We start from the raw sequence: 20,051 nt of genomic DNA on the forward strand, positions 1-20,051 counted from the left end.
GGTGATGTCGATCCACACGCTCGCCTAGACTTGTGGGGTCCCCGCGCACACGCGGAGCCGGTACCACCTGCCGGACAGTACGACATCAGGAGCATCACGTGAGTCAATTCCAGTCAGGGAGCACTCCCGGACCGGACGGCCCGAACACCCTCAACGGCACCGCCGGGAACGGACAGCACGATCCGGTGGCGACCCTGGGGCAGGGGACTGCCCGGGTGAAGCGCGGTATGGCCGAGATGCTCAAGGGCGGCGTCATCATGGACGTGGTCACCCCCGAGCAGGCGAAGATCGCCGAGGACGCAGGTGCCGTCGCCGTGATGGCGCTCGAGCGGGTGCCTGCCGACATCCGTGCCCAGGGCGGCGTCTCGCGGATGAGTGACCCGGACATGATCGACGGGATCATCGCCACGGTGTCGATCCCGGTCATGGCGAAGGCACGGATCGGTCATTTCGTCGAGGCGCAGATCCTGCAGAGCCTCGGCGTCGACTACGTCGACGAGTCCGAGGTGCTGACCCCGGCCGACTACGCCAATCACATCGACAAGTGGGCGTTCACCGTTCCGTTCGTGTGCGGTGCCACCAATCTCGGTGAAGCGCTTCGTCGCATCACCGAGGGCGCGGCGATGATCCGTTCGAAGGGCGAGGCCGGTACCGGCGACGTGTCGAACGCGACGACCCACATGCGCAAGATCCGCGACGAGATCCGACGGCTGACGTCGCTGCCGAAGGACGAGCTGTATGTGGCGGCCAAGGAGCTCCAGGCGCCCTACGATCTGGTCGTCGAGGTGGCCGAGGCCGGCAAGCTGCCGGTCACACTGTTCACCGCGGGTGGTATCGCGACCCCGGCGGATGCGGCGATGATGATGCAGCTCGGGGCCGAGGGTGTGTTCGTCGGATCGGGCATCTTCAAGTCCGGCAACCCCGCCCAGCGCGCCGCGGCCATCGTGCAGGCCACCACCTTCCACGATGATCCGGACGTGCTGGCGAAGGTCTCCCGAGGCCTGGGCGAGGCGATGGTCGGCATCAACGTCGACGACATCCCGGCACCCCATCGTCTCGCCGAGCGCGGCTGGTAGACGGATCTGCCGTAGGATCTGCTGATCATGGACGCGGCGACCATCGTGCGGGATGCATCCCGTTGCGGCACCGACACACTGGCGGGACTCCGGTTGGAATGGGCGGTCGTCTGCAACGTCGGCCGGGTCCGTGACGCGAACGAGGATGCCGCGTTGGTCGCGCCCGGCAAGTACCTGATCGCCGACGGCATGGGTGGCCACGACAGCGGTGAGATCGCCAGCGAGGCGGCGCTCCTGACCCTGGCCGACGTGCAGAGCGACCAGGATCAGACCCAGACGCAACTCGCGTTGATCGAGTTGCTGGAGGTCGCGCAGGGCAAGATCGGCGCGATCGCCGGCGAATCCGACCGTCGGGCCGGGACCACGGCGACGGGCGCGGTGCTGGTGAACCACGAGGGTGCCCCACACTGGCTGGTTCTCAACATCGGCGATTCCCGGACCTACCGACTGCAGGGCGGGGTACTCGAGCAGCTCACCGTCGATCACTCGCAGGTGCAGGAGTTCGTGGATGCCGGTTTCCTCACCCGCGAGGAGGCCCGGATCGACCCACGGCGCAACGTGATCACCCGTGCTCTGGGTGCGGGCATGGCTGCGCCGCAGGCGGACTTCTTCTCGCTCCCAGCGCTTGTCGGTGATGTCATCCTGGTGTGCTCGGACGGGCTGACGGGTGAACTGCCCGACGAGGAGATCGCCGACATCCTGCGCGATGCGGACAGCGCCGAAGCGGGCGCCGAGGCGCTGGTGGACGCCGCGCTGGCGCTCGGCGCCCACGACAACGTGACGTTGGTGGTGATAGTCGTGCACGAGGACGACGTCACCGACGGTGACGCACCCGTGGTGGCGGACGAATCCTGATCGGCGCACGCCCGAATCGAGCCGGCTGCGACCGGTCACGTGCGTGTTTCTCCCCATCGATTGGGTAGTTCTCCCCATCGCGGAACCTCTTGCCGATTCATAGCGTCTAACTCACGACAGCGGGGCAGACAGACCGGATGCCCCCGGACGAGTGAGGACAACCATGACAGTCATCGCAGATCACGTGCAGCAACATCACTCCTCGGTCCGCAACGGCGGGAACCGGCCGGCCCTCGCGAGTGCCGGTGCCGCCGGCGACGGGCGTGACGCGCGCCGCAGGGCAGAGGCCACCCGCCGTCGCCAGGAGGCGCTCGCCCGGCTCGCCCAGCGCCGGATGCCGTTGCCCGGCATGCCTTTGCCCGGCGACGTCGATGCGCCGGGTCATCGGACAGACGGTGCGCGCGGCCGCGCCCACATGACGCTGGTGACGTCGGCGGGCCGGAGCGAGTCGGCGGGGGTGCACTGCTCGTGCGGTCTCGAACAGGCAGACATGGAGCGGCCGTCGCTGACCACACGCGAGGTCGAGGTGCTCCGGACCTGGCTGATGGTCGATTCCAAACCTGCTGTGGCGGAAGAACTCTACATCTCGCTCGGTACCGTCAACACGCACCTGACGCGCATCCGGGCGAAGTACTCGGATGTCGGGCGGGCCGCACCGACGAAGGCCGCGCTCGTCGCCCGCGCCGTGCAGGACGGGCTGATCGCGCTCGACGAACTCTGAGCGACCGGCGTCGGCCGCCGAACAGGTCGCGCTCCGGCCGGTCCCCGGGTCGGGGGGTTCGGAGACCGACCGAAGCACTCAGGACATCGTCGGCGCGGTGCCCGGACGTTACATCGCCTCGGCACCGACCCCACGATCGCCGACCCCACGATCGCCGACGCCGCGGCGACGGGCACACCGATCGAAAAGCGGGCGTGCGCGATACTGTTCTCCCGTGGCAACCATCGAAGAGATCCTGCAGGTCGAGGCGATCGAGACCGACATCTACCGGGGGCCCGCCTTTCCGAGTTACCTCCAGCGCACCTTCGGGGGACAGGTCGCCGGGCAGGCGTTGGTCTCCGCGACGCGGACCGTGTCCACGGAGTTCGCGGTGCACTCGCTGCACGGGTATTTCCTGCGGCCGGGCAACCCCGGCCATCCGACCGTCTTCCTGGTCGACCGTATCCGCGACGGGCGGTCGTTCACCACGCGCCGGGTCACCGGGATTCAGAACGGCGAAGCCATCTTCACCATGTCGGCATCGTTCCACGTGATCGGCGACGTGGGTTTCGAGCACCAGGACCACATCCCGCCGGCGCCGGCCCCCGACGAGGTCAACGACGCACTCGAGGACCTGTCGGACGAGGCCATCTCGATCTTCCGGGAGTGGGACAACTTCGACATCCGGGTCGTGCCGCGCGCGCAGATGATCACGTCGGACTACTTCGCCGCGCAGCAGCGCGTGTGGTTCAAGTACCGTCACCCGCTGCCGGCCGACCAGGTGTTCCACGTGTGCACGCTCGCCTACATGAGTGACATGACGCTGCTCGGGTCGTCGAGGGTCCCGCACCCCGACGTGACGCCCCAGGCGGCGTCGCTGGACCACGCCATGTGGTTCATGCGCCCGTTCCGGGCGGATGAGTGGCTGCTCTACGACCAGACATCGCCGTCGGCGTCGGCCGGCCGGACGCTGACGCAGGGGCGCATCTTCGATCTCGAGGGGCGACTGGTGGCGGCGGTCACCCAGGAAGGCCTGAGCAGAACCGGACGCGCTACCGGGTACGAACATCTCGAGTCGGCGAAGTGAGTGCGCAGACGCGGCCACGGATCGGTGTTCTCGCGCTTCAGGGTGATGTCCGTGAACACCTCGCTGCCCTCGAGGTGACGGGCGCCGAGGCCGTGGCGGTCCGTCGGGAGACCGAGTTGGCGGAGGTCGACGGGATCGTGATCCCGGGCGGTGAGTCCACGACGATGAGTCACCTGCTGACAGTGTTCGACCTGTTCGATCCGCTGCGTGAGCGGTTGACCGCCGGACTGCCCGCCTACGGGTCGTGCGCTGGGATGATCATGCTGGCGACCACGATTCTCGACACACGCCCGGACGCGCGGCATCTCGATGCCCTGGACATCACCGTGCGCCGCAACGCATTCGGTCGCCAGGTGGAGAGCTTCGAGACCGATCTGGAGTTCGCCGGGGTCACCGATGCGCCCGGGGAGGCGCCCATGCGTGCGGTGTTCATCCGGGCTCCGTGGGTGGAGTCGATCGCGCCGGACGTGGAGGTGCTCGCGCGGGTGCCGGACGGGCCGGCCGAGGGCCGGATCGTCGCCGTCCGCCAGGGCTCGGTACTGGCCACCTCCTTCCACCCCGAGGTGACCGGGGATCGCCGGGTGCATCGCTACTTCGTCGACATGGTGCGCACGGTGGGGGCGTCGTCGGACGGGTAGCGCGCGTCGGCGGGCGGGCCCGGTTCCGCGGGAGTCCCGAACCGGTCCGGATCTGCACCGGTAAGATCTTGGCGTTGGGCGGATCGTCATCGGATGGTCACGTCAGTACCGACCCGGCCGCTCCGAGCGGGGCGCCCGGGGCCCACTGTCGAGAAGGATGCGGAGTCTCATGAGCGGCCATTCCAAATGGGCCACCACGAAGCACAAGAAGGCGGTCATCGACGCCAAGCGCGGCAAGATGTTCGCCAAGTTGATCAAGAACATCGAGGTGGCGGCGCGGACCGGCGGCGGTGATCCGGCAGGCAACCCCACGCTCTATGACGCGATCCAGAAGGCGAAGAAGTCGTCGGTGCCCAACGACAACATCGAGCGTGCGCGTAAGCGCGGCGGCGGTGAAGAGGCGGGCGGCGCGGACTGGCAGAACATCACCTATGAGGGCTATGGCCCCAACGGTGTCGCCATCCTGATCGAGTGCCTCACCGACAACCGCAATCGCGCGGCCGGTGAGGTGCGCACCGCGATGACCCGCAACGGCGGGAACATGGCCGATCCCGGGTCGGTGTCCTATCTGTTCACCCGCAAGGGTGTGGTGACGTTGGAGAAGGGCGGCCAGTCCGAGGACGACATCCTGATGGCCGTGCTCGATGCGGGTGCCGAGGAGGTCAACGATCTCGGGGAGAGCTTCGAGGTGGTGAGTGAGCCGACCGATCTCGTGGCCGTCCGGAGTGCCCTGCAGGAGGCCGGCATCGACTACGACTCCGCCGAGGCCGATTTTCGCGCATCCGTCGAGGTTCCGGTGGATGCCGAGGGGGCCCGCAAGGTGTTCAAACTGATCGATGCCCTCGAGGACTCCGACGACGTGCAGAACGTCTACAGCAACGTCGACATCAGCGACGACGTGCTCGCCGAACTCGACGCCTGAGCCCGAGCGGGCCGGGACTGCTGATCACTTCGCGGGATCACCCGTCCGGACGGCGGGCCGGTCGGGGTGGTCGTAGCGGACCTCGATGTCCGCGGCCGGTGCCTGCCGCGCATGGTCGAGTATCGCCTCGATCGTCCATGTGTCGTCGGGCGGAGTCCGGCGTCGCAGGGCCGCCTCGCTCATCACCAGCGCGATCGTCGCATCGAAGCGCAGTGCGCTCCCGAGCAGCATCGGTCCGGCCACGACAAGCACCTGATCGGGTGCTGCCTTCCGCGGGCGGTCGCGAAACGACCTGTCGCGGGCCGCATCCCACAGTCGGGGCAGCCATTCGCCCCGGGTGTGCAGCGCGTCGGCCACCTCGCGCCGGATGGCGTCGTGGTCGAACCAGATCGTCTGGTAGCTCTCGGTGTCGGTGTGTCCGTACTCCAGCCGCAGCGAAGCGGGGCGGACGAAGTCGGCCATCGCGACCGCCGCGGCCGACCGGCCGGCCGTGACGAGCCGCTCGACCACGGCCGCCGCGAGTGCCACCGGTGCCGCGGCGTCGGCGCCGTCGATGGCGACGACGCGTCGCCCCGGCCCTCCGGCCGCGAGGTCGGCACAGAGCTCGACGAGACCGTCCGGGGATATCGCGCGATAACTGGGCATGGCAGGTGCCATTGTCGCGTGTTGCTCGCCCGGCTCGTCGGCGACGACCGATAGAATCTCGAACAACTGTTCGGTCAGGTCGTCCCGGTGGAGGTGTACGTGCGTGTGATGGGGGTCGATCCCGGCCTGACGCGGTGTGGGATCGCGCTGGTGGAGTCGGGTCGCGGCCGGGCGGTGACGGCGCTCGACGTCGACGTGGTCCGTACGCCCAGCGACATGGATCTTGCCGATCGTCTGCTCGCGATCTACACCGCCGCATGCCACTGGCTCGACGTCCATCGTCCCGATGTGGTCGCCATCGAGCGCGTGTTCGCGCAGAACCAGGTCTCGACCGCGATGGGCACCGCACAGGCGGGCGGCGTCATCGCACTCGCCGCCGGACAGCGGGCCGTCCCGGTCCGCTTCCACACGCCGTCGGAGGTCAAGGCGGCCGTCACCGGCAGCGGACGCGCCGACAAGGCGCAGGTCACGACGATGGTCACCCGGATTCTGGGGATGCAGACCAAACCACGACCGGCCGACGCCGCAGACGCACTGGCACTGGCGATCTGTCACTGCTGGCGTGGCCCGACGACCGACAAGATGATCGAGGCGCAGCGCAAGGCGGAGGAACTGGCCCGCCACCATCGGGCGCGGGTGGCCCGCGCCGCCGTCGCGACGAAGGAATCCGCACGGACGCCGAAGGGGGGAGCGGCGTGATCGCATCCGTTCGTGGGCCTGTCGTCGACGTCGCGCTGGACCACGTGGTGATCGACTGTGCCGGCGTCGGGTATCGCGTCCTGGTGACCCCCGCGACCGTGGCGTCGGTGCGCCGGGGCGAGGAGGCGACGCTGCTCACCTCGATGATCGTGCGTGAGGATTCCATGACGCTCTACGGCTTCACCGAGCCCGACGCCCGCTCGCTGTTCGCGTTGCTGCAGACGGTGACGGGGGTGGGGCCGCGCCTGGCGATGGCGACCCTGGCGGTCCTGGAACCCGACGCGCTGCGGCGTGCCCTGGCCGATTCGGACGTGAAGGCGCTCACCACGGTGCCCGGAGTGGGCAAGCGGGTCGCCGAACGGCTCGTCGTGGAGTTGCGCGACAAGGTCGAGGTGCCGGTCGCGCACACGGCCGGTGGTGCGGCCGTGGCGATCGGCGGAACGGTGCGCGAGCAGGTGGCCGAGGCGCTGGTGGGGCTGGGCTTCACGGCCGGACCCGCGGACAAGGCCGTCGCCGCGGTCCTGGCCGACGCGCCCGAGGCCGACGCCTCGACCGTCCTGCGGCAGTCGCTGGCCCTGCTGGGGAAGACGGCATGACCCGCGACGAGATGCCCGATCCCGACGAACGTCCGGTGAGTCCGACCGAACAGCCCACGGACGGCGACTTCGACGCGGGCCTGCGGCCACGCTCGCTGGCCGACTTCATCGGCCAGCCCCGGGTGTGCGAGCAGCTCGAACTCGTCCTGCAGGGGGCGAAGGGGCGCGGTGGCACTCCCGACCACATCCTGATGTCGGGTCCGCCCGGACTGGGCAAGACGTCTCTGGCGATGATCATCGCCGCCGAGATGGGAGCCGCGATCCGCGTCACCTCGGGGCCGGCGCTGGAACGAGCGGGTGACCTCGCCGCGATGCTGTCCAACCTGGTCGACGGCGACGTGCTGTTCATCGACGAGATCCACCGCATCGCCCGGCCCGCCGAGGAGATGCTCTACCTCGCCATGGAGGACTTCCGTGTCGATGTCGTCGTGGGGAAGGGCCCGGGCGCGACGTCCATCCCACTCGACGTCGCGCCGTTCACCCTGGTCGGTGCCACCACGCGATCCGGTTCGCTGACCGGCCCGTTGCGTGACCGCTTCGGCTTCACCGCGCACATGGAGTTCTACGAGACCGACGAGCTGGTCCGGGTCCTGCGTCGATCCGCGGGCATCCTCGGCATCCGACTGCTGCCGGATGCGTCCACCGAGATCGCGCGTCGCTCGCGGGGGACGCCGCGGATCGCCAACCGGCTTTTGCGCCGCGTGCGCGACTACGCGGAGGTCCGCAGCGACGGCGTGGTCACCGTCGAGGTCGCGCGTGCCGCGCTCGCGGTGTACGACGTCGACGACCTGGGTTTCGACCGACTCGATCGCGCGGTGCTCAACGCGCTGGTCCGCGGGTTCGGTGGCGGTCCGGTAGGGGTGTCCACCCTGGCTGTCGCCGTGGGGGAGGAGCCGACCACCGTCGAGGAGGTCTGTGAGCCCTTCCTGGTGCGGGCCGGGATGATGGCGCGCACGCCGCGCGGCCGCGTCGCGACGGCCGCGGCCTGGCACCATCTCGGACTGACGCCGCCCGCCGGCGCGATGAACGCCAGTTTCGGGGTGCGATCCCGGGACGCGATCACGGAGAGCCTGTTCGACGATCTATAGCCCGGACCGATGAACGTCTCGAGGCGGCATGGCACACTGGGTGCAGCCCTCGGAGGAGTTGGGTGTGTCCGAGCGTGCCTTCGAGTGGCCGTCGGCTGACCGGCCGAACCGGACATACCACCCACACCCGCCACGACCAAACCGACAAGGATTGTTGCTGTAATCATGGAGTCCCTCTTCTTCCCCCTTCTGCTGGCCCTGCTGGCCGGGTTCATGTTCCTGAGCATCCGCAAGCAGAAGAAGCGCGTGACCGAGATGCAGAACATGCAGAACTCCGTGGCCACCGGTGCCCGGGTGCAGCTGACGTCCGGCATGTTCGCCACCGTCGTCGACGACTCGGCCGCGGATTTTCTCGACCTGGAGATCGCGACCGGTGTGGTGACCCGCTTCAACCGACTCGCCGTCGTGCGCGTCGTCCCGACCGAGGACGCCGCCGAGACCTACCCGGGCGCGCTCACCGCGCGGCCCGAGCAGATCGATGCCGACGAGATCGACACGACGCCGTCGTCGGACGACGTCAGCCCGCGGGCCGACGACACCTTCTCTTCCGATCGTCCGCGCGAGAACCCCACAGACGACAAGTGAGCACCCGCTGCGGGCGCATCGTGCGCCCGCAGCGCCATGGTTGGACTCTCAGCCGGGACTTACCGTGCAGTCAGTAGAGTGGTCGACCGACCGGCTCGTCCGCGCGTGCCGGCGCCGATCGGTGCCCCAGCGCGCTTTCCCTAGGAGACCAGAACAGCAGTGACCACACCTCGCCGGGCGTCGGCGAAGCGGTCGGGACCTCCACGTGAGATTCCGCCGTGGAGACCCCTGACCGCTTTTCTCGTGTTGTTGGCCGTCGTGTACGGATTGGTCTTCTTCACCGGTGGCGGATCGCCGACACCCAAGCTGGGCATCGATCTGCAGGGCGGCACCCGGGTGACGCTCACCGCTCGCACCCCGGACGGCCAGCCGCCGTCGCGCGACCAGCTGAACCAGGCGAAGCAGATCATCGAGCAGCGTGTGAACGGGCTCGGTGTGTCCGGTTCCGAGGTGGTGGTCAACGGGAACAACCTCGTGATCACCGTGCCCGGCGACGATGGCAAGCAGGCCCGTTCGCTGGGTCAGACCGCTCGGCTGTTCGTCCGCCCGGTCGAGAATGTCACCGCGGCGACGCCGCAGCCGAAGCCGGCGGACGAGCAGGACTCCGACGAGAACGGCGAGACATCGGCCGCGGCGATCGACGAGCAGCGCAAGCTCAGACAGGCGCCGCAGGGTGCGAACCTGGATGCGTTGACCGCGCAGATGGCGAAGATGGACTGCTCGCCGGGAGCGAACGATCCGTTGCTCGGCAACGACCTGCCCGATCAGTACCTGGTGGCGTGCTCGCAGGACGGCACCGAGGTCTATCTGCTCGGACCGGAGATCATCGACGGTCGCGACATCAAGAACGCCACCGCCGGCACTACGCAGCAGGCGGGTGCCTGGATCGTGCAGGTCGAGTTCAAGGGTGATGCGCAGAACTTCTGGCCCACCTACACAGGTCAGAACATCGGCAAGCAGACCGCGTTCACCCTCGACACCAAGGTCGTCTCGGCGCCGCAGATCCGCGGCGCGATCACGACACCCCAGACCGAGATCAGCGGCAACTTCACGCAGCAGGAGTCCAAGGACCTCGCCAACGTGTTGAAGTACGGCTCACTGCCGCTGTCCTTCGAGGCCTCCGACGCCGAAACCGTCTCCGCCACACTGGGTCTGTCGTCGCTCAAGGCCGGCCTGATCGCCGGTGCGGTCGGTCTGATCGCCGTGCTGCTCTATGCGCTGCTCTACTACCGGATGCTCGGCATCCTGACGGTGTTGTCGCTCGTGCTGGCCGGGCTGATGGTCTACGGGATCATCGTGCTGCTCGGACGATGGATCGGGTTCACCCTCGACCTCGCCGGCATCGCCGGCCTGATCATCGGTATCGGCATGACCGCCGACTCGTTCGTCGTCTACTTCGAGCGAATAAAGGACGAGATGCGGGAGGGCCGAAGTTTCCGATCCGCGGTGCCGCGCGGCTGGGCCAGCGCGCGGCGAACGATCTGGTCGGGCAACGCGGTCAGCTTCATCGCCGCCGCCGTCATCTACATCCTCGCCATCGGTGAGGTGCGCGGCTTCGCGTTCACCCTGGGCCTCACCACCATCCTCGACATCGTGGTCGTGTTCCTGGTGACCCATCCGCTCGTGGTCCTCGCGAGCCGGTCGGAGTTCCTGTCCCGGCCGAGCGTCAACGGCCTCGGCGCGGTCAGTGAGGTTGCCCGCCGGCGACGGCAGGCCACCCGGCCGGACCGGGCCACGGCGTCGGAAGGATCGGCGAAATGAGTTTTCAGACACCCAATCCCGGCCGTCCCGACACCGGGCGGTCCACCGGCGGCAGTGGCAATCCGCCGCGCCCCGACTCCGGGCGCCCCAACTCCGGACGCACCGGCGGCGGGCGGGCCGAGGACACCGGAACCATGGCACCCGACGTGCTGGTCGATGACGTCGACGAGGCCGACGGCGCCACCGGGGCACCGACCTCCGAGGCCAACTACGTCGCGGAGAAGGACAGGTCGTTCCTGTCCCGGCTCTACACCGGAACCGGCGCGTTCGACATCATCGCGAAGCGTCGCACCTGGTACCTGGTCACGGCGGCGATCCTGCTGATCTCGATCGGATCGATCGCGATCCGTGGGTTCACGCTCGGTATCGAGTTCGAGGGCGGCACCCAGGTCTCCATCCCGGTGTCGGCGGGCATCACCTCCGATTCGGTCGAGGAGGTCTTCTCGGCGACCCTCGGCGAGGAGCCGGAGTCGGTGCAGACCGCCGGGTCCGGGTCGAGCGAGACCGTGCAGGTCCGTACCGAGACGCTGACCATCGCCCAGACCGAGCAGGTGACCCGAGCCCTGGCCGACAAATTCGGTCCGGGGCTGACCGCCGCGGAGGTGAGTTCCTCCGACGTCAGTTCGACGTGGGGCGGGGAGATCACCGAGAAGATGCTGATCGCCCTGGCCGTGTTCCTGGTGATCGTCTTCGTCTACATCGCCATCCGGTTCGACCGGGAGATGTCGACAGCCGCACTGGCGTCGCTGTTCTTCGACATCATCGTCACCGCCGGCATCTACTCGCTGGTCGGCTGGGAGGTCACCCCGGCGACCGTCATCGGTCTGCTGACCATCCTCGGTTTCTCGATCTACGACACCGTCGTGGTGTTCGACAAGGTCGCGGAGAACACCCGGTCGGTCCTGCAGACGTCGCGGCGCACGTATGGCGAGCAGGCGAACCTCGCGGTCAACCAGACATTGATGCGTTCGATCAACACCACCATCATCTCGGTGCTGCCGATCATCGCGCTGATGGTCATCGCGGTCTGGCTGCTGGGCGTGGGCACCCTGAAGGATCTCGCGCTGATCCAACTCGTCGGCGTGGTCGTCGGTGCGTACTCGTCGATCTTCCTGGCGGCGCCGCTCCTGGTGACGCTCAAGGAACGTCGTGAGGACATCTCCCGGCACACCAAGCGCGTGCTGGATCGGCGGGCCCGGGTGGCCGCCGGTGACGACTATCGTGAGCCGCGTCCGGTCCGGGGGCGCTCGTCCACCGGGCGGACGTCGCGGCGCGCCGAAGCGGACGCACCGCAGGCTCCGACCGGAAAACGGCGTCGGTCGCGATAACCTACGCGTCGTGACTCTGCGGACCGGGGCGGCTGCCCGACGACGAACCGGCCTGTCCGCGACCCTGTTCTCGATGGTGGGTGTGATCGTGGTCGCCGCGGGCCTGTTGACCGCCTGCGGCGAGGACGGCCCGCCCACCATCGACTACGTGGTGGATGCGCGGATCGACAGCTACAACGCCAATACCGTCGATGGCAACGCGTCAGGCGTCCTGATGGCCACCACCCGGATTTTGCCCGGGTTCAGCTATCTCGGCGCGCAGGGGCAGGTCACGCCGGATCGCGACATCGGCACCGTGACCCCGGTGCCGGGAGACGGTCTGACCCTGCACTACGAGATCAATCCCGAGGCACGCTATTCCGATGGACAGGCCGTCGACTGCGACGACCTCGTCCTCGCGTGGGCGGCGATGAGCGGTCGGTTCCGCGGATTCCGGCCGGCGACGACGGCGGGCTATCGTGACATCGAGCGGATGGACTGCAATCCCGGAGACAAGACCGCGACCGCGACCTTCGCGCGCGGCCGCGACTACCGCGACTGGCTGTCCCTGTTCGGCGCGGGAACACTGCTGCCCGCGCATGTGATCGCGCGCGACGCGGGCATCCCGGACGTCCTCGACGCGATCCGCGCGACGGATGGGGCGGCCATCACCAAGGTCGCCCGATCCTGGAACAGCGGCTTCACCTTGACGCCCGGCCCCATCGACGCGGCTCGCTTCCCGTCGTCGGGACCGTATCGGGTGGATCGATACTCGAAGTCCGGTGGTCTCGTGCTGGTGGCGAACGACAAATGGTGGGGTGATGCGCCGGCCACTCCGCGGATCGTCGTGTGGGGTCGGGGGACCGATGCCGAACGACGCATCCCCGACGGCGCTTTCGACGTCGCCGACATCACCGCCGGGCTCACCGGGGACGAGGTGACTCCGTCGGGTACCTCGACACAGCCGCTGCCGCAACCGAATCGGGCCCTGGCGGTCGAGGAGCTGGTGCTCTCGCAGAGAGGTGTGTTCGCTGATCTGCGCGCCCGGCAGGCGTTCGCGTCGTGCGTGCCGCGGGATGCGTTGGCCCGACAGTTCGGTCAGGGCGCGCAGGTGTGGAATCTGCGGGTTCTCGCGCCGTCCGACAATCTGGCGGCACAGCTCAACGGCGCGTTCGGGCGGGCGTACTCGCGTCCCGACCTCCCGCGGGCGCGGACATTGAGCGCCGACCCCGACGGCGCCCGCGCCGGTCCGTTGCGGATCCGGATCGGCTACCTCGCACCGACCGTGCGACGGCAGCAGATGGTCGCCGCGATGGCCGAGTCGTGTCGGCGGGTGGGCATCGACGTCGTCGATGCGGGTTCACCGGAGATCGCTCCCGGGGCGTTGGGGCGCGACGTGGACGCGCTGTTGGTCGCCAACGGCGCCGCTTTCGCGGCGGCCGGCGCGGCCAACCCGTCGCGCGACGCCTACCAGCTCCGGGGCGGTGACCCGCTGAACCTGGGTGGGTTCCGTAGTCCCGAGGTCAGCGGCGCGATCGACGAACTCGTCGCGTCCGATCTCGCTGCCGATCGCCTGCCACTGGTGCGAGCCATCGAGAACGCCGCGTGGTCGAGTCTGCCGTCGATCCCGTTGTTCGCCGCGCCCCGCGTCCAGCGGTGGGGCGGTCGGGTCGATAACGTGGTGGCCGGGCTGGGTCGCAACGGAACCGGATGGAACATGGATCGGTGGACGGTACGTGACTGACGCAGACAACCTTCGGTCGGGACCCGCGGACGACGTGACCGCGCGTGCGCTCGACGAGGCACGGGAGGCCATCGCGGTCCATGCGCGGATGGTCGCGGACTTCCCGAAGCCCGGCATCGCCTTCAAGGACCTCACCCCGGTGCTCGCCGACCCGGTCGGTCTCTCCTCGGTGGTCACCGCGCTCACGCATGGTTGCCGCGGCATCGACCTCGTCGCCGGCATCGACGCGCGCGGGTTCCTCCTCGGGGGCGCGGTCGCCCGCGAACTCGAGGTCGGCGTGCTGGCGGTTCGTAAGGGCGGCAAGCTGCCCCCGCCTGTGCACAGCGTCGACTACACCCTCGAATACGGCACCGCGAGTCTGGAGATCCCGGCCAGCGGCATCGACATCACCGGTCAGCGGGTACTCCTGGTGGACGACGTGCTCGCGACCGGCGGCACCGCGGTCGCAGCGGCCGAACTGCTGCAGCGGGCCGGAGCCCATGTCGTCGGCGTCGCGGTGATCATGGAACTCGATGGCCTCGGTGGCCGCGCGACCATTGCCGACGGGCTGGGCGCCGACCTGCCGGTTCACGCCGTCACCGTCGGCTGAGAGAAGGCCGCGGGTCGTCGGCGACTCCGGACTAGACTCGCGTCAACGATTGTTGTCCGGGACGGATGGGAGAGGAGGTCACGATGCACGACGAGATCGACACGAGTGCCCGCGAGGAGAGCGCCGAGGCGCCGGTGACGGAATCGTCCGGCGCGCGACCGGACCGACCCCGTGCGCAACCCCGACCGGCCGACCCGGGAGCGGGCGATGCCGCCACGTCCGCCGACGAGCCGCTCACCGTCGGCGCGGGTGCTCAGCGCACACCGCAACGCGCCGGTTCGGACGCCCTGGGCGCCCCGTCGTCGTCGGCGTCGCGGCGCGTCCGTGCCCGCCTCGCACGCCGGATGACCGCCACCCGTAGCTCGGTGCGGCCCGTCCTCGAGCCGCTGGTCACGCTGCATCGTGAGATCTACCCGAAGGCCGACGTCGCGCTGCTGCAGCACGCCTACGACGTCGCCGACGAGCGCCATGACGGACAGACGCGCAAGTCGGGTGACCCGTACATCACCCATCCGCTGGCGGTGGCGACGATTCTCGCCGACCTCGGTATGGACACGACGACGCTCGTGGCCGCCCTGCTGCACGACACCGTCGAGGACACCGGGTATTCGCTCGAGCAACTCGAGAAGGATTTCGGGGTCGAGGTCGCCCATCTCGTCGACGGCGTGACCAAGCTGGACAAGGTCGCCCTCGGCAGCGCCGCGGAGGCGGAGACGATCCGCAAGATGATCATCGCGATGGCGCGCGATCCACGCGTGCTGGTGATCAAGGTCGCCGACCGGCTGCACAACATGCGGACCATGCGCTTCCTGCCCCCGGAGAAGCAGGCACGCAAGGCGCGCGAGACACTGGAAGTGATTGCGCCGCTTGCGCATCGGCTCGGTATGGCGACGGTCAAGTGGGAACTCGAGGACCTGTCGTTCGCGATTCTGCATCCCAAGCGGTACGAGGAGATCGTCCGGCTGGTGGCCGATCGTGCGCCGTCGCGGGACACCTACCTGGCGCGGGTCCGCGCCGACATCAACAACGCACTGGGAGCGGCGCGCATCTCGGCGGCCGTCGAGGGCAGGCCCAAGCACTACTGGTCGATCTATCAGAAGATGATCGTCAAGGGCCGCGATTTCGACGACATCCACGACCTCGTCGGGGTCCGGATTCTCTGCGACGAGGTCCGCGACTGTTACGCCGCGGTCGGCGTGGTGCATTCGCTGTGGCAGCCGATGGCAGGTCGGTTCAAGGATTACATCGCCCAGCCGCGCTTCGGCGTCTACCAGTCCCTGCACACGACGGTGATCGGGCCGGAGGGCAAGCCGCTCGAGGTGCAGATCCGCACCCAGGAGATGCACCGGACCGCCGAGTTCGGCATCGCCGCGCACTGGCGGTACAAGGAGCGACGGGGCAAGAACCCGCGCAAATCCTCCGACGCCGGCGAGATCGACGAGATGGCGTGGATGCGCCAGTTGCTCGACTGGCAGCGGGAGGCTGCCGATCCGGGCGAATTCCTGGAGTCGCTGCGCTACGACCTCGCGGTGCAGGAGATCTTCGTGTTCACCCCGAAGGGCGACGTGATCACCCTTCCGGCGGGTTCCACCCCGGTCGACTTCGCTTATGCCGTGCACACCGAGGTCGGACACCGTTGTATCGGCGCCCGCGTCAACGGTCGGTTGGTCGCACTCGAACGCACCCTGGAGAACGGCGAGGTCATCGAGGTCTTCACCTCGAAGGCGCCCAACGCCGGCCCGTCGAAGGACTGGCAGAATTTCGTCGTCTCGCCCCGGGCGAAGGCCAAGATCCGCCAGTGGTTCGCCAAGGAACGCCGCGAAGAGGCCCTCGAGACGGGCAAGGACGCCATCGCCAAAGAGGTCCGTCGAGGCGGATTGCCGTTGCAGCGCTTGATGAGTGCCGAATCGTTGGCGTCGATCGCCAAGGAACTCCGGTACGCCGACGTCACCGCGCTCTACACAGCGGTGGGGGAGCATCACGTCTCGGCGCGCCATGTCGTGAGCCGTCTGGTGGCCTCGCTCGGTGGCCTCGACGACGCGGTCGACGAGATCGCCGAGCGCTCGACCCCGTCGACGCTGCCGACCCGGACACGTCAGGGCGGTGATGCCGGCGTCGTGGTGGAGGGTCTCGACAACGTGATGGCCAAGCTGGCCAAGTGCTGTACGCCGGTACCCGGCGACGAGATCCTGGGTTTCGTGACCCGCGGTGGCGGCATCAGCGTGCACCGGACCGACTGCACCAACGCCGAGGCGTTGCGCGGGCAGTCCGAACGGATCATCGAGGTGACGTGGGCGCCGTCGCCCTCATCGGTCTTCCTGGTGGCCATCCAGGTGGAGGCGCTCGACCGTCATCGCCTGCTGTCCGACGTCACCAAGGTCCTCGCCGATGAACGTGTGAACATCCTGTCGGCGTCGGTGACCACCAGTCGCGATCGGGTGGCGATCAGCAAGTTCACCTTCGAGATGGGCGATCCCAAGCACCTCGGGCACGTACTGAACGTCGTGCGCAACGTCGAGGGTGTCTACGACGTCTACCGGGTGACCTCGGCGGCCTGAGCCGCCGAGGTCATCTCGGGTGTCAGTCCTGGCTGCCGGCGTCCACGGTCGCCGTGGCGATGTCGACGGGCTGCTTGGGGCGGCCGTCCTGCGCATTGCCGTTCGGGCCGGGGGTGAGACCGTTCTTCGCGATCTTGTCCAGCACGGTGAGGCCGCCCGGGTCGACCTTGCCGACGACGGTGTAGTTCGGCGCGAGCTGGCTGTCCTGGAGGACCAGGAAGAACTGGCTCGAACCCGTATTCGACTGTCCGGTTTGGGGATTGTTGCTGTTCGCGATCGCGACCGTGCCGCGTGGGTAGATCACCGGTCCCTGCTGGGTCATCGGGTCGGCAGGCTGACCGGCGGGCTTGAGGTCGGTGGGCAGTTCGTCGGGACTCGACCATCCCGGGCCACCCGCGCCGGTCCCGGTCGGATCGCCGCACTGCAGCACCTTCAGGCTCTCGCTCTCGGTGATCCGGTGACATGGGGAGTTGTTGTAGAAGTTGTTCTCCGCCAACGAGATCACCGCACCCGTGTTGCACGGCGCGCCGGTGCGCTGAAGGGTGATCGGGATCGCACCCTGGTTGGTGTCGAGCACCATGTCGGCGGTGCCGTCCTTGAGCTGCTGGGAGTCGGGCTTGGGCGATGTGCGCTGTTTGGCCTCACCGGCCTTCATCTCGTCGAGGTAGGCCTGCGCCTGGGCGCGTTGATCGGCCGGGACCTCGGCGGGGACCTCCTTGGGCAACTGATCGAATCGGCTCGGCGTGTCTTCGTAGGCGCACGACGTCCACCGGGCGGCCTCGCGGTCATCGAGGACCTTCTTCACGATCAACGTCGTCGCCGTCGCGACGATCGCGACAACCACCACGGTGGAGACCGAGGCGATGATCAGTTTGCGGCGTCGCTTTTCCTGGCGTTCGCGTTCGAGGCGCTCCTCCAGCTTTCGCTTGGCGGCTTCGCGACGTTCCTCGTTGGTGGACACGCGGTTGGACCCTCCTGGACTCGTGTGCCGTGGTTCCCCCGGGGGATGGGCATGCCGGACGTGCCGTCGAGGCCTCGACCGGCGCTGATGCTACATCGACAGGCCAGTGTGCCAGCCGAACCTGAGAGTTCGATGGCCGGGGCGCGTGTCGACGACCCCGTGACGAGTGGCGTCACCGGGCCGTTTGCGACAATGGACGGATGCTGATCACCGGATTCGCGGCGGGGATGTTCCAGACCAACTGCTATCTCCTCGCCTCCGAGGCGGGCTCCGAAGCGGTCATCATCGACCCGGGGCAGGACGCCGCCCCGCGCGTCCGGGAGTTGCTCGCGGAGCACGACCTCACGCCGGTCGCGGTGCTGCTCACCCACGGTCACCTCGACCACACGTGGAACGCCGCGGAGCTGTGCGACGAGCACTCGATCCCGGCCTACATCCACCCGGCCGACCGGCCGATGCTCGCCGACCCGGGAATGGGTCTCGGCCGGGCGCTGGAGTCGGTGATCGGGTCGCTCGAGTTCCGCGAACCGGAGAAGGTGATCGATTTCGCCGATGGCGAGGACGTCGATCTCGCGGGCATCCGCATCTCGGTCGACCTGGCACCCGGGCACACCCAGGGTTCGGTGCTCCTCGGCATCGAGGTGCCGATCGAGGTGGAACCGGCCGAACGTGCCCCGGGCACGCCCGAGGTGGTCCCGGTGTGCTTCTCCGGTGACGTACTGTTTGCCGGGTCGATCGGGCGTACCGACCTGCCCGGCGGAGACCATCAGCAACTGCTCGACTCCATCGGGGACAAATTGTTGCCGCTGCCCGACCACACCCAGGTCCTGCCCGGGCACGGGCCGCAGACGTCGATCGGGGCGGAGCGGGCGAGTAATCCGTTCCTCGCCGGCATGAGCACACCCGGCTCGTCGACATCGGACACTGTGAAGAAGGGACGATTCGGACTGTGAGCGCCGACTTCGCCGCGCCGAGAGGCATACCCGACTACTTCCCGCCGAACTCGGCGGACTTCCGCCGGGTCCGCGACACCCTGACCGACGCCGCCCGCCTGGCCGGTTACGGGCACATCGAACTCCCGATCTTCGAGGACACCGCGCTCTTCGCGCGCGGCGTCGGCGAATCGACCGATGTCGTCAGCAAGGAGATGTACACCTTCGCCGACCGGGGCGATCGGTCGGTGACCCTGCGACCGGAGGGCACGGCGGGCGTGATGCGTGCCGTCATCCAGCACGGTCTCGACCGCGGACAACTCCCGGTCAAGCTGTGCTATGCCGGACCGTTCTTCCGTTACGAGAAGCCGCAGACCGGCCGCTACCGCCAGTTGCAGCAGGTGGGGGTGGAGGCCATCGGGGTCGACGATCCTGCGCTCGACGCCGAGGTGATCGCGATCGCCGACGAGGGTTACCGTCGCCTCGGATTGTCCGGCTTCCGACTGGAGATCACCTCGCTGGGCGACAACGAGAGCCGTGGCCCTTATCGAGAAGCGTTGCAGGAGTTCCTGTTCGGTCTGGACCTCGACGAGCCGACCCGCAAGCGCGCGGAGATCAACCCGCTGCGCGTGCTCGACGACAAGCGTCCCGAGGTGAAGGCCGCGACGGCCGAGGCGCCCCTGCTCATCGACTTCCTCTCGGACGAGGCACGCACGCATTTCGATCTCGTCCTGACCAATCTCAAACGCCTCGGTGTGCCGTACGAGCTCAATCCGCGGCTGGTACGCGGCCTCGACTACTACACGAAGACCACGTTCGAGTTCGTGCACGACGGACTCGGTGCGCAGTCGGGCATCGGTGGCGGCGGCCGGTACGACGGGCTGATGAAGCAGATCGGCGGCAAGCAGGATCTGTCGGGCATCGGATTCGGGCTCGGTGTCGACCGCACCATGCTCGCGATGGAGGCCGAAGGTGTCGCCCACGCCGATGTCGCCCGCTGTCAGGTGTTCGGCGTGCCGCTGGGCGCCGACGCGAAGGCCGAATTGGTCGGCGTCGCAGGACGTTTGCGGGCGGCAGGCATCAGCGTCGACCTGGCATACGGCGACCGTGGCCTCAAGGGTGCGATGAAGGCGGCCGATCGGTCGGGTGCGCGCCTGGCGCTCGTGCTCGGCGACCGTGAACTCGAGGAGCGACGTATCGAGGTCAAGGATCTGAGCAATGGTGAGCAGCATGCCCTTTCGCTGGATGGGCTCATCGAGGAGGTCGCCCGCCTGCTCGGGTGATCGGCCGTGAGTTCCTGCCAGGCGT

General features: G+C 68.4%; 19 protein-coding genes. 17 read left to right on the forward strand and 2 right to left on the reverse strand.

All coding sequences use genetic code 11. From position 1 onward, the window contains the following. Positions 1-185 precede the first annotated feature (185 nt). The 6 genes from pdxS to D7316_RS04045 all read left to right on the forward strand — a co-directional run bounded on the left by pdxS (position 186) and on the right by D7316_RS04045 (position 5,278). Complete coding sequence (gene pdxS / locus D7316_RS04020) at positions 186-1,076, forward strand: pyridoxal 5'-phosphate synthase lyase subunit PdxS (protein ID WP_269462521.1); 891 nt, start codon at positions 186-188, stop codon at positions 1,074-1,076. 27 nt (positions 1,077-1,103) lie between these two features. After that, positions 1,104-1,931, forward strand: coding sequence for a PP2C family protein-serine/threonine phosphatase (locus D7316_RS04025; RefSeq protein WP_124707148.1), 828 nt, complete (start codon positions 1,104-1,106; stop codon positions 1,929-1,931). Positions 1,932-2,094: 163 nt separating this feature from the next. After that, positions 2,095-2,652: a helix-turn-helix transcriptional regulator gene (locus D7316_RS04030; RefSeq protein WP_124707149.1), complete on the forward strand. Its 558-nt coding sequence runs from the start codon at positions 2,095-2,097 to the stop codon at positions 2,650-2,652. Positions 2,653-2,866: 214 nt separating this feature from the next. Further along, on the forward strand, positions 2,867-3,718 hold the full coding sequence (locus D7316_RS04035) for an acyl-CoA thioesterase (protein ID WP_124707150.1): 852 nt from the start codon (positions 2,867-2,869) through the stop codon (positions 3,716-3,718). Further along, positions 3,715-4,356: a pyridoxal 5'-phosphate synthase glutaminase subunit PdxT gene (pdxT, locus tag D7316_RS04040; RefSeq protein WP_124707151.1), complete on the forward strand. Its 642-nt coding sequence runs from the start codon at positions 3,715-3,717 to the stop codon at positions 4,354-4,356. The genes D7316_RS04035 and pdxT overlap by 4 nt, the downstream gene beginning before the upstream one ends. 169 nt (positions 4,357-4,525) lie before the next feature. After that, positions 4,526-5,278: a YebC/PmpR family DNA-binding transcriptional regulator gene (locus D7316_RS04045; RefSeq protein ID WP_124707152.1), complete on the forward strand. Its 753-nt coding sequence runs from the start codon at positions 4,526-4,528 to the stop codon at positions 5,276-5,278. Between the two features lie 24 nt (positions 5,279-5,302). Here the strand turns inward: D7316_RS04045 and D7316_RS04050 are convergent, their stop codons facing one another. Then, on the reverse strand, positions 5,303-5,923 hold the full coding sequence (locus D7316_RS04050; RefSeq protein ID WP_124707153.1) for a nucleoside/nucleotide kinase family protein: 621 nt from the start codon (positions 5,921-5,923) through the stop codon (positions 5,303-5,305). 99 nt (positions 5,924-6,022) lie between these two features. Between D7316_RS04050 and ruvC the strand changes: the two genes are divergently transcribed. The 9 genes from ruvC to D7316_RS04095 all read left to right on the forward strand — a co-directional run bounded on the left by ruvC (position 6,023) and on the right by D7316_RS04095 (position 16,850). Further along, a complete protein-coding gene (gene ruvC / locus D7316_RS04055; RefSeq protein ID WP_124707154.1) occupies positions 6,023-6,622 on the forward strand; it encodes a crossover junction endodeoxyribonuclease RuvC in 600 nt (199 codons plus the stop codon). After that, positions 6,619-7,218 carry a Holliday junction branch migration protein RuvA gene (gene ruvA / locus D7316_RS04060; protein WP_124707155.1) on the forward strand — a complete coding sequence of 200 codons (600 nt, stop codon included), beginning with the start codon at positions 6,619-6,621 and terminating at the stop codon, positions 7,216-7,218. Before ruvC ends, ruvA begins: the two co-directional genes overlap by 4 nt. After that, positions 7,215-8,306 (forward strand): Holliday junction branch migration DNA helicase RuvB, encoded by a 1,092-nt coding sequence (gene ruvB, locus D7316_RS04065; protein ID WP_124707156.1) that lies wholly within the window; start codon positions 7,215-7,217, stop codon positions 8,304-8,306. The genes ruvA and ruvB overlap by 4 nt, the downstream gene beginning before the upstream one ends. Positions 8,307-8,471: 165 nt before the next feature. Beyond that, positions 8,472-8,891, forward strand: coding sequence for a preprotein translocase subunit YajC (gene yajC / locus D7316_RS04070; RefSeq protein ID WP_124707157.1), 420 nt, complete (start codon positions 8,472-8,474; stop codon positions 8,889-8,891). Positions 8,892-9,050: 159 nt separating this feature from the next. Further along, positions 9,051-10,652, forward strand: a complete 1,602-nt coding sequence (secD, locus tag D7316_RS04075) for a protein translocase subunit SecD (protein ID WP_124707158.1) — start codon at positions 9,051-9,053, stop codon at positions 10,650-10,652. A gap of 134 nt (positions 10,653-10,786) precedes the next feature. Then, the gene (gene secF, locus D7316_RS04080) at positions 10,787-11,980 is read left to right on the forward strand and encodes a protein translocase subunit SecF (protein WP_124711089.1); all 1,194 of its coding nucleotides are present in this window, start codon (positions 10,787-10,789) and stop codon (positions 11,978-11,980) included. 73 nt (positions 11,981-12,053) lie between these two features. Further along, positions 12,054-13,703 (forward strand): ABC transporter substrate-binding protein, encoded by a 1,650-nt coding sequence (locus tag D7316_RS04085; protein WP_124711090.1) that lies wholly within the window; start codon positions 12,054-12,056, stop codon positions 13,701-13,703. Then, the gene (locus D7316_RS04090) at positions 13,696-14,292 is read left to right on the forward strand and encodes an adenine phosphoribosyltransferase (RefSeq protein ID WP_124707159.1); all 597 of its coding nucleotides are present in this window, start codon (positions 13,696-13,698) and stop codon (positions 14,290-14,292) included. Before D7316_RS04085 ends, D7316_RS04090 begins: the two co-directional genes overlap by 8 nt. An 83-nt stretch (positions 14,293-14,375) precedes the next feature. Beyond that, positions 14,376-16,850, forward strand: a complete 2,475-nt coding sequence (locus D7316_RS04095) for a RelA/SpoT family protein (RefSeq protein ID WP_197718181.1) — start codon at positions 14,376-14,378, stop codon at positions 16,848-16,850. A gap of 22 nt (positions 16,851-16,872) precedes the next feature. Here the strand turns inward: D7316_RS04095 and D7316_RS04100 are convergent, their stop codons facing one another. Further along, positions 16,873-17,811 carry a peptidylprolyl isomerase gene (locus D7316_RS04100; RefSeq protein ID WP_124707160.1) on the reverse strand — a complete coding sequence of 313 codons (939 nt, stop codon included), beginning with the start codon at positions 17,809-17,811 and terminating at the stop codon, positions 16,873-16,875. A 200-nt stretch (positions 17,812-18,011) separates the two neighbouring features. On the opposite strand from D7316_RS04100, the gene D7316_RS04105 reads away from it, so the two are divergent. Continuing rightward, a complete protein-coding gene (locus D7316_RS04105; protein ID WP_124707161.1) occupies positions 18,012-18,764 on the forward strand; it encodes an MBL fold metallo-hydrolase in 753 nt (250 codons plus the stop codon). Beyond that, the gene (gene hisS, locus D7316_RS04110; RefSeq protein WP_124707162.1) at positions 18,761-20,026 is read left to right on the forward strand and encodes a histidine--tRNA ligase; all 1,266 of its coding nucleotides are present in this window, start codon (positions 18,761-18,763) and stop codon (positions 20,024-20,026) included. Before D7316_RS04105 ends, hisS begins: the two co-directional genes overlap by 4 nt. Positions 20,027-20,051: the final 25 nt, after the last annotated feature.

Source organism: Gordonia insulae (assembly GCF_003855095.1).
Lineage (GTDB): Bacteria > Actinomycetota > Actinomycetes > Mycobacteriales > Mycobacteriaceae > Gordonia > Gordonia insulae.

Bases quoted from the DNA above. Each gene is read 5' to 3' on its own strand.
- D7316_RS04030 (WP_124707149.1), top strand. From the start codon at position 2,095: ATGACAGTCATCGCAGATCACGTGCAGCAACATCACTCCTCGGTCCGC.
- D7316_RS04105 (WP_124707161.1), top strand. From the start codon at position 18,012: ATGCTGATCACCGGATTCGCGGCGGGGATGTTCCAGACCAACTGCTAT.
- ruvB (WP_124707156.1), top strand. From the start codon at position 7,215: ATGACCCGCGACGAGATGCCCGATCCCGACGAACGTCCGGTGAGTCCG.
- D7316_RS04045 (WP_124707152.1), top strand. From the start codon at position 4,526: ATGAGCGGCCATTCCAAATGGGCCACCACGAAGCACAAGAAGGCGGTC.
- yajC (WP_124707157.1), top strand. From the start codon at position 8,472: ATGGAGTCCCTCTTCTTCCCCCTTCTGCTGGCCCTGCTGGCCGGGTTC.
- D7316_RS04095 (WP_197718181.1), top strand. From the start codon at position 14,376: ATGCACGACGAGATCGACACGAGTGCCCGCGAGGAGAGCGCCGAGGCG.
- D7316_RS04085 (WP_124711090.1), top strand. From the start codon at position 12,054: ATGGTGGGTGTGATCGTGGTCGCCGCGGGCCTGTTGACCGCCTGCGGC.
- D7316_RS04050 (WP_124707153.1), bottom strand. From the start codon at position 5,923: ATGCCCAGTTATCGCGCGATATCCCCGGACGGTCTCGTCGAGCTCTGT.
- D7316_RS04025 (WP_124707148.1), top strand. From the start codon at position 1,104: ATGGACGCGGCGACCATCGTGCGGGATGCATCCCGTTGCGGCACCGAC.
- secF (WP_124711089.1), top strand. From the start codon at position 10,787: ATGGCACCCGACGTGCTGGTCGATGACGTCGACGAGGCCGACGGCGCC.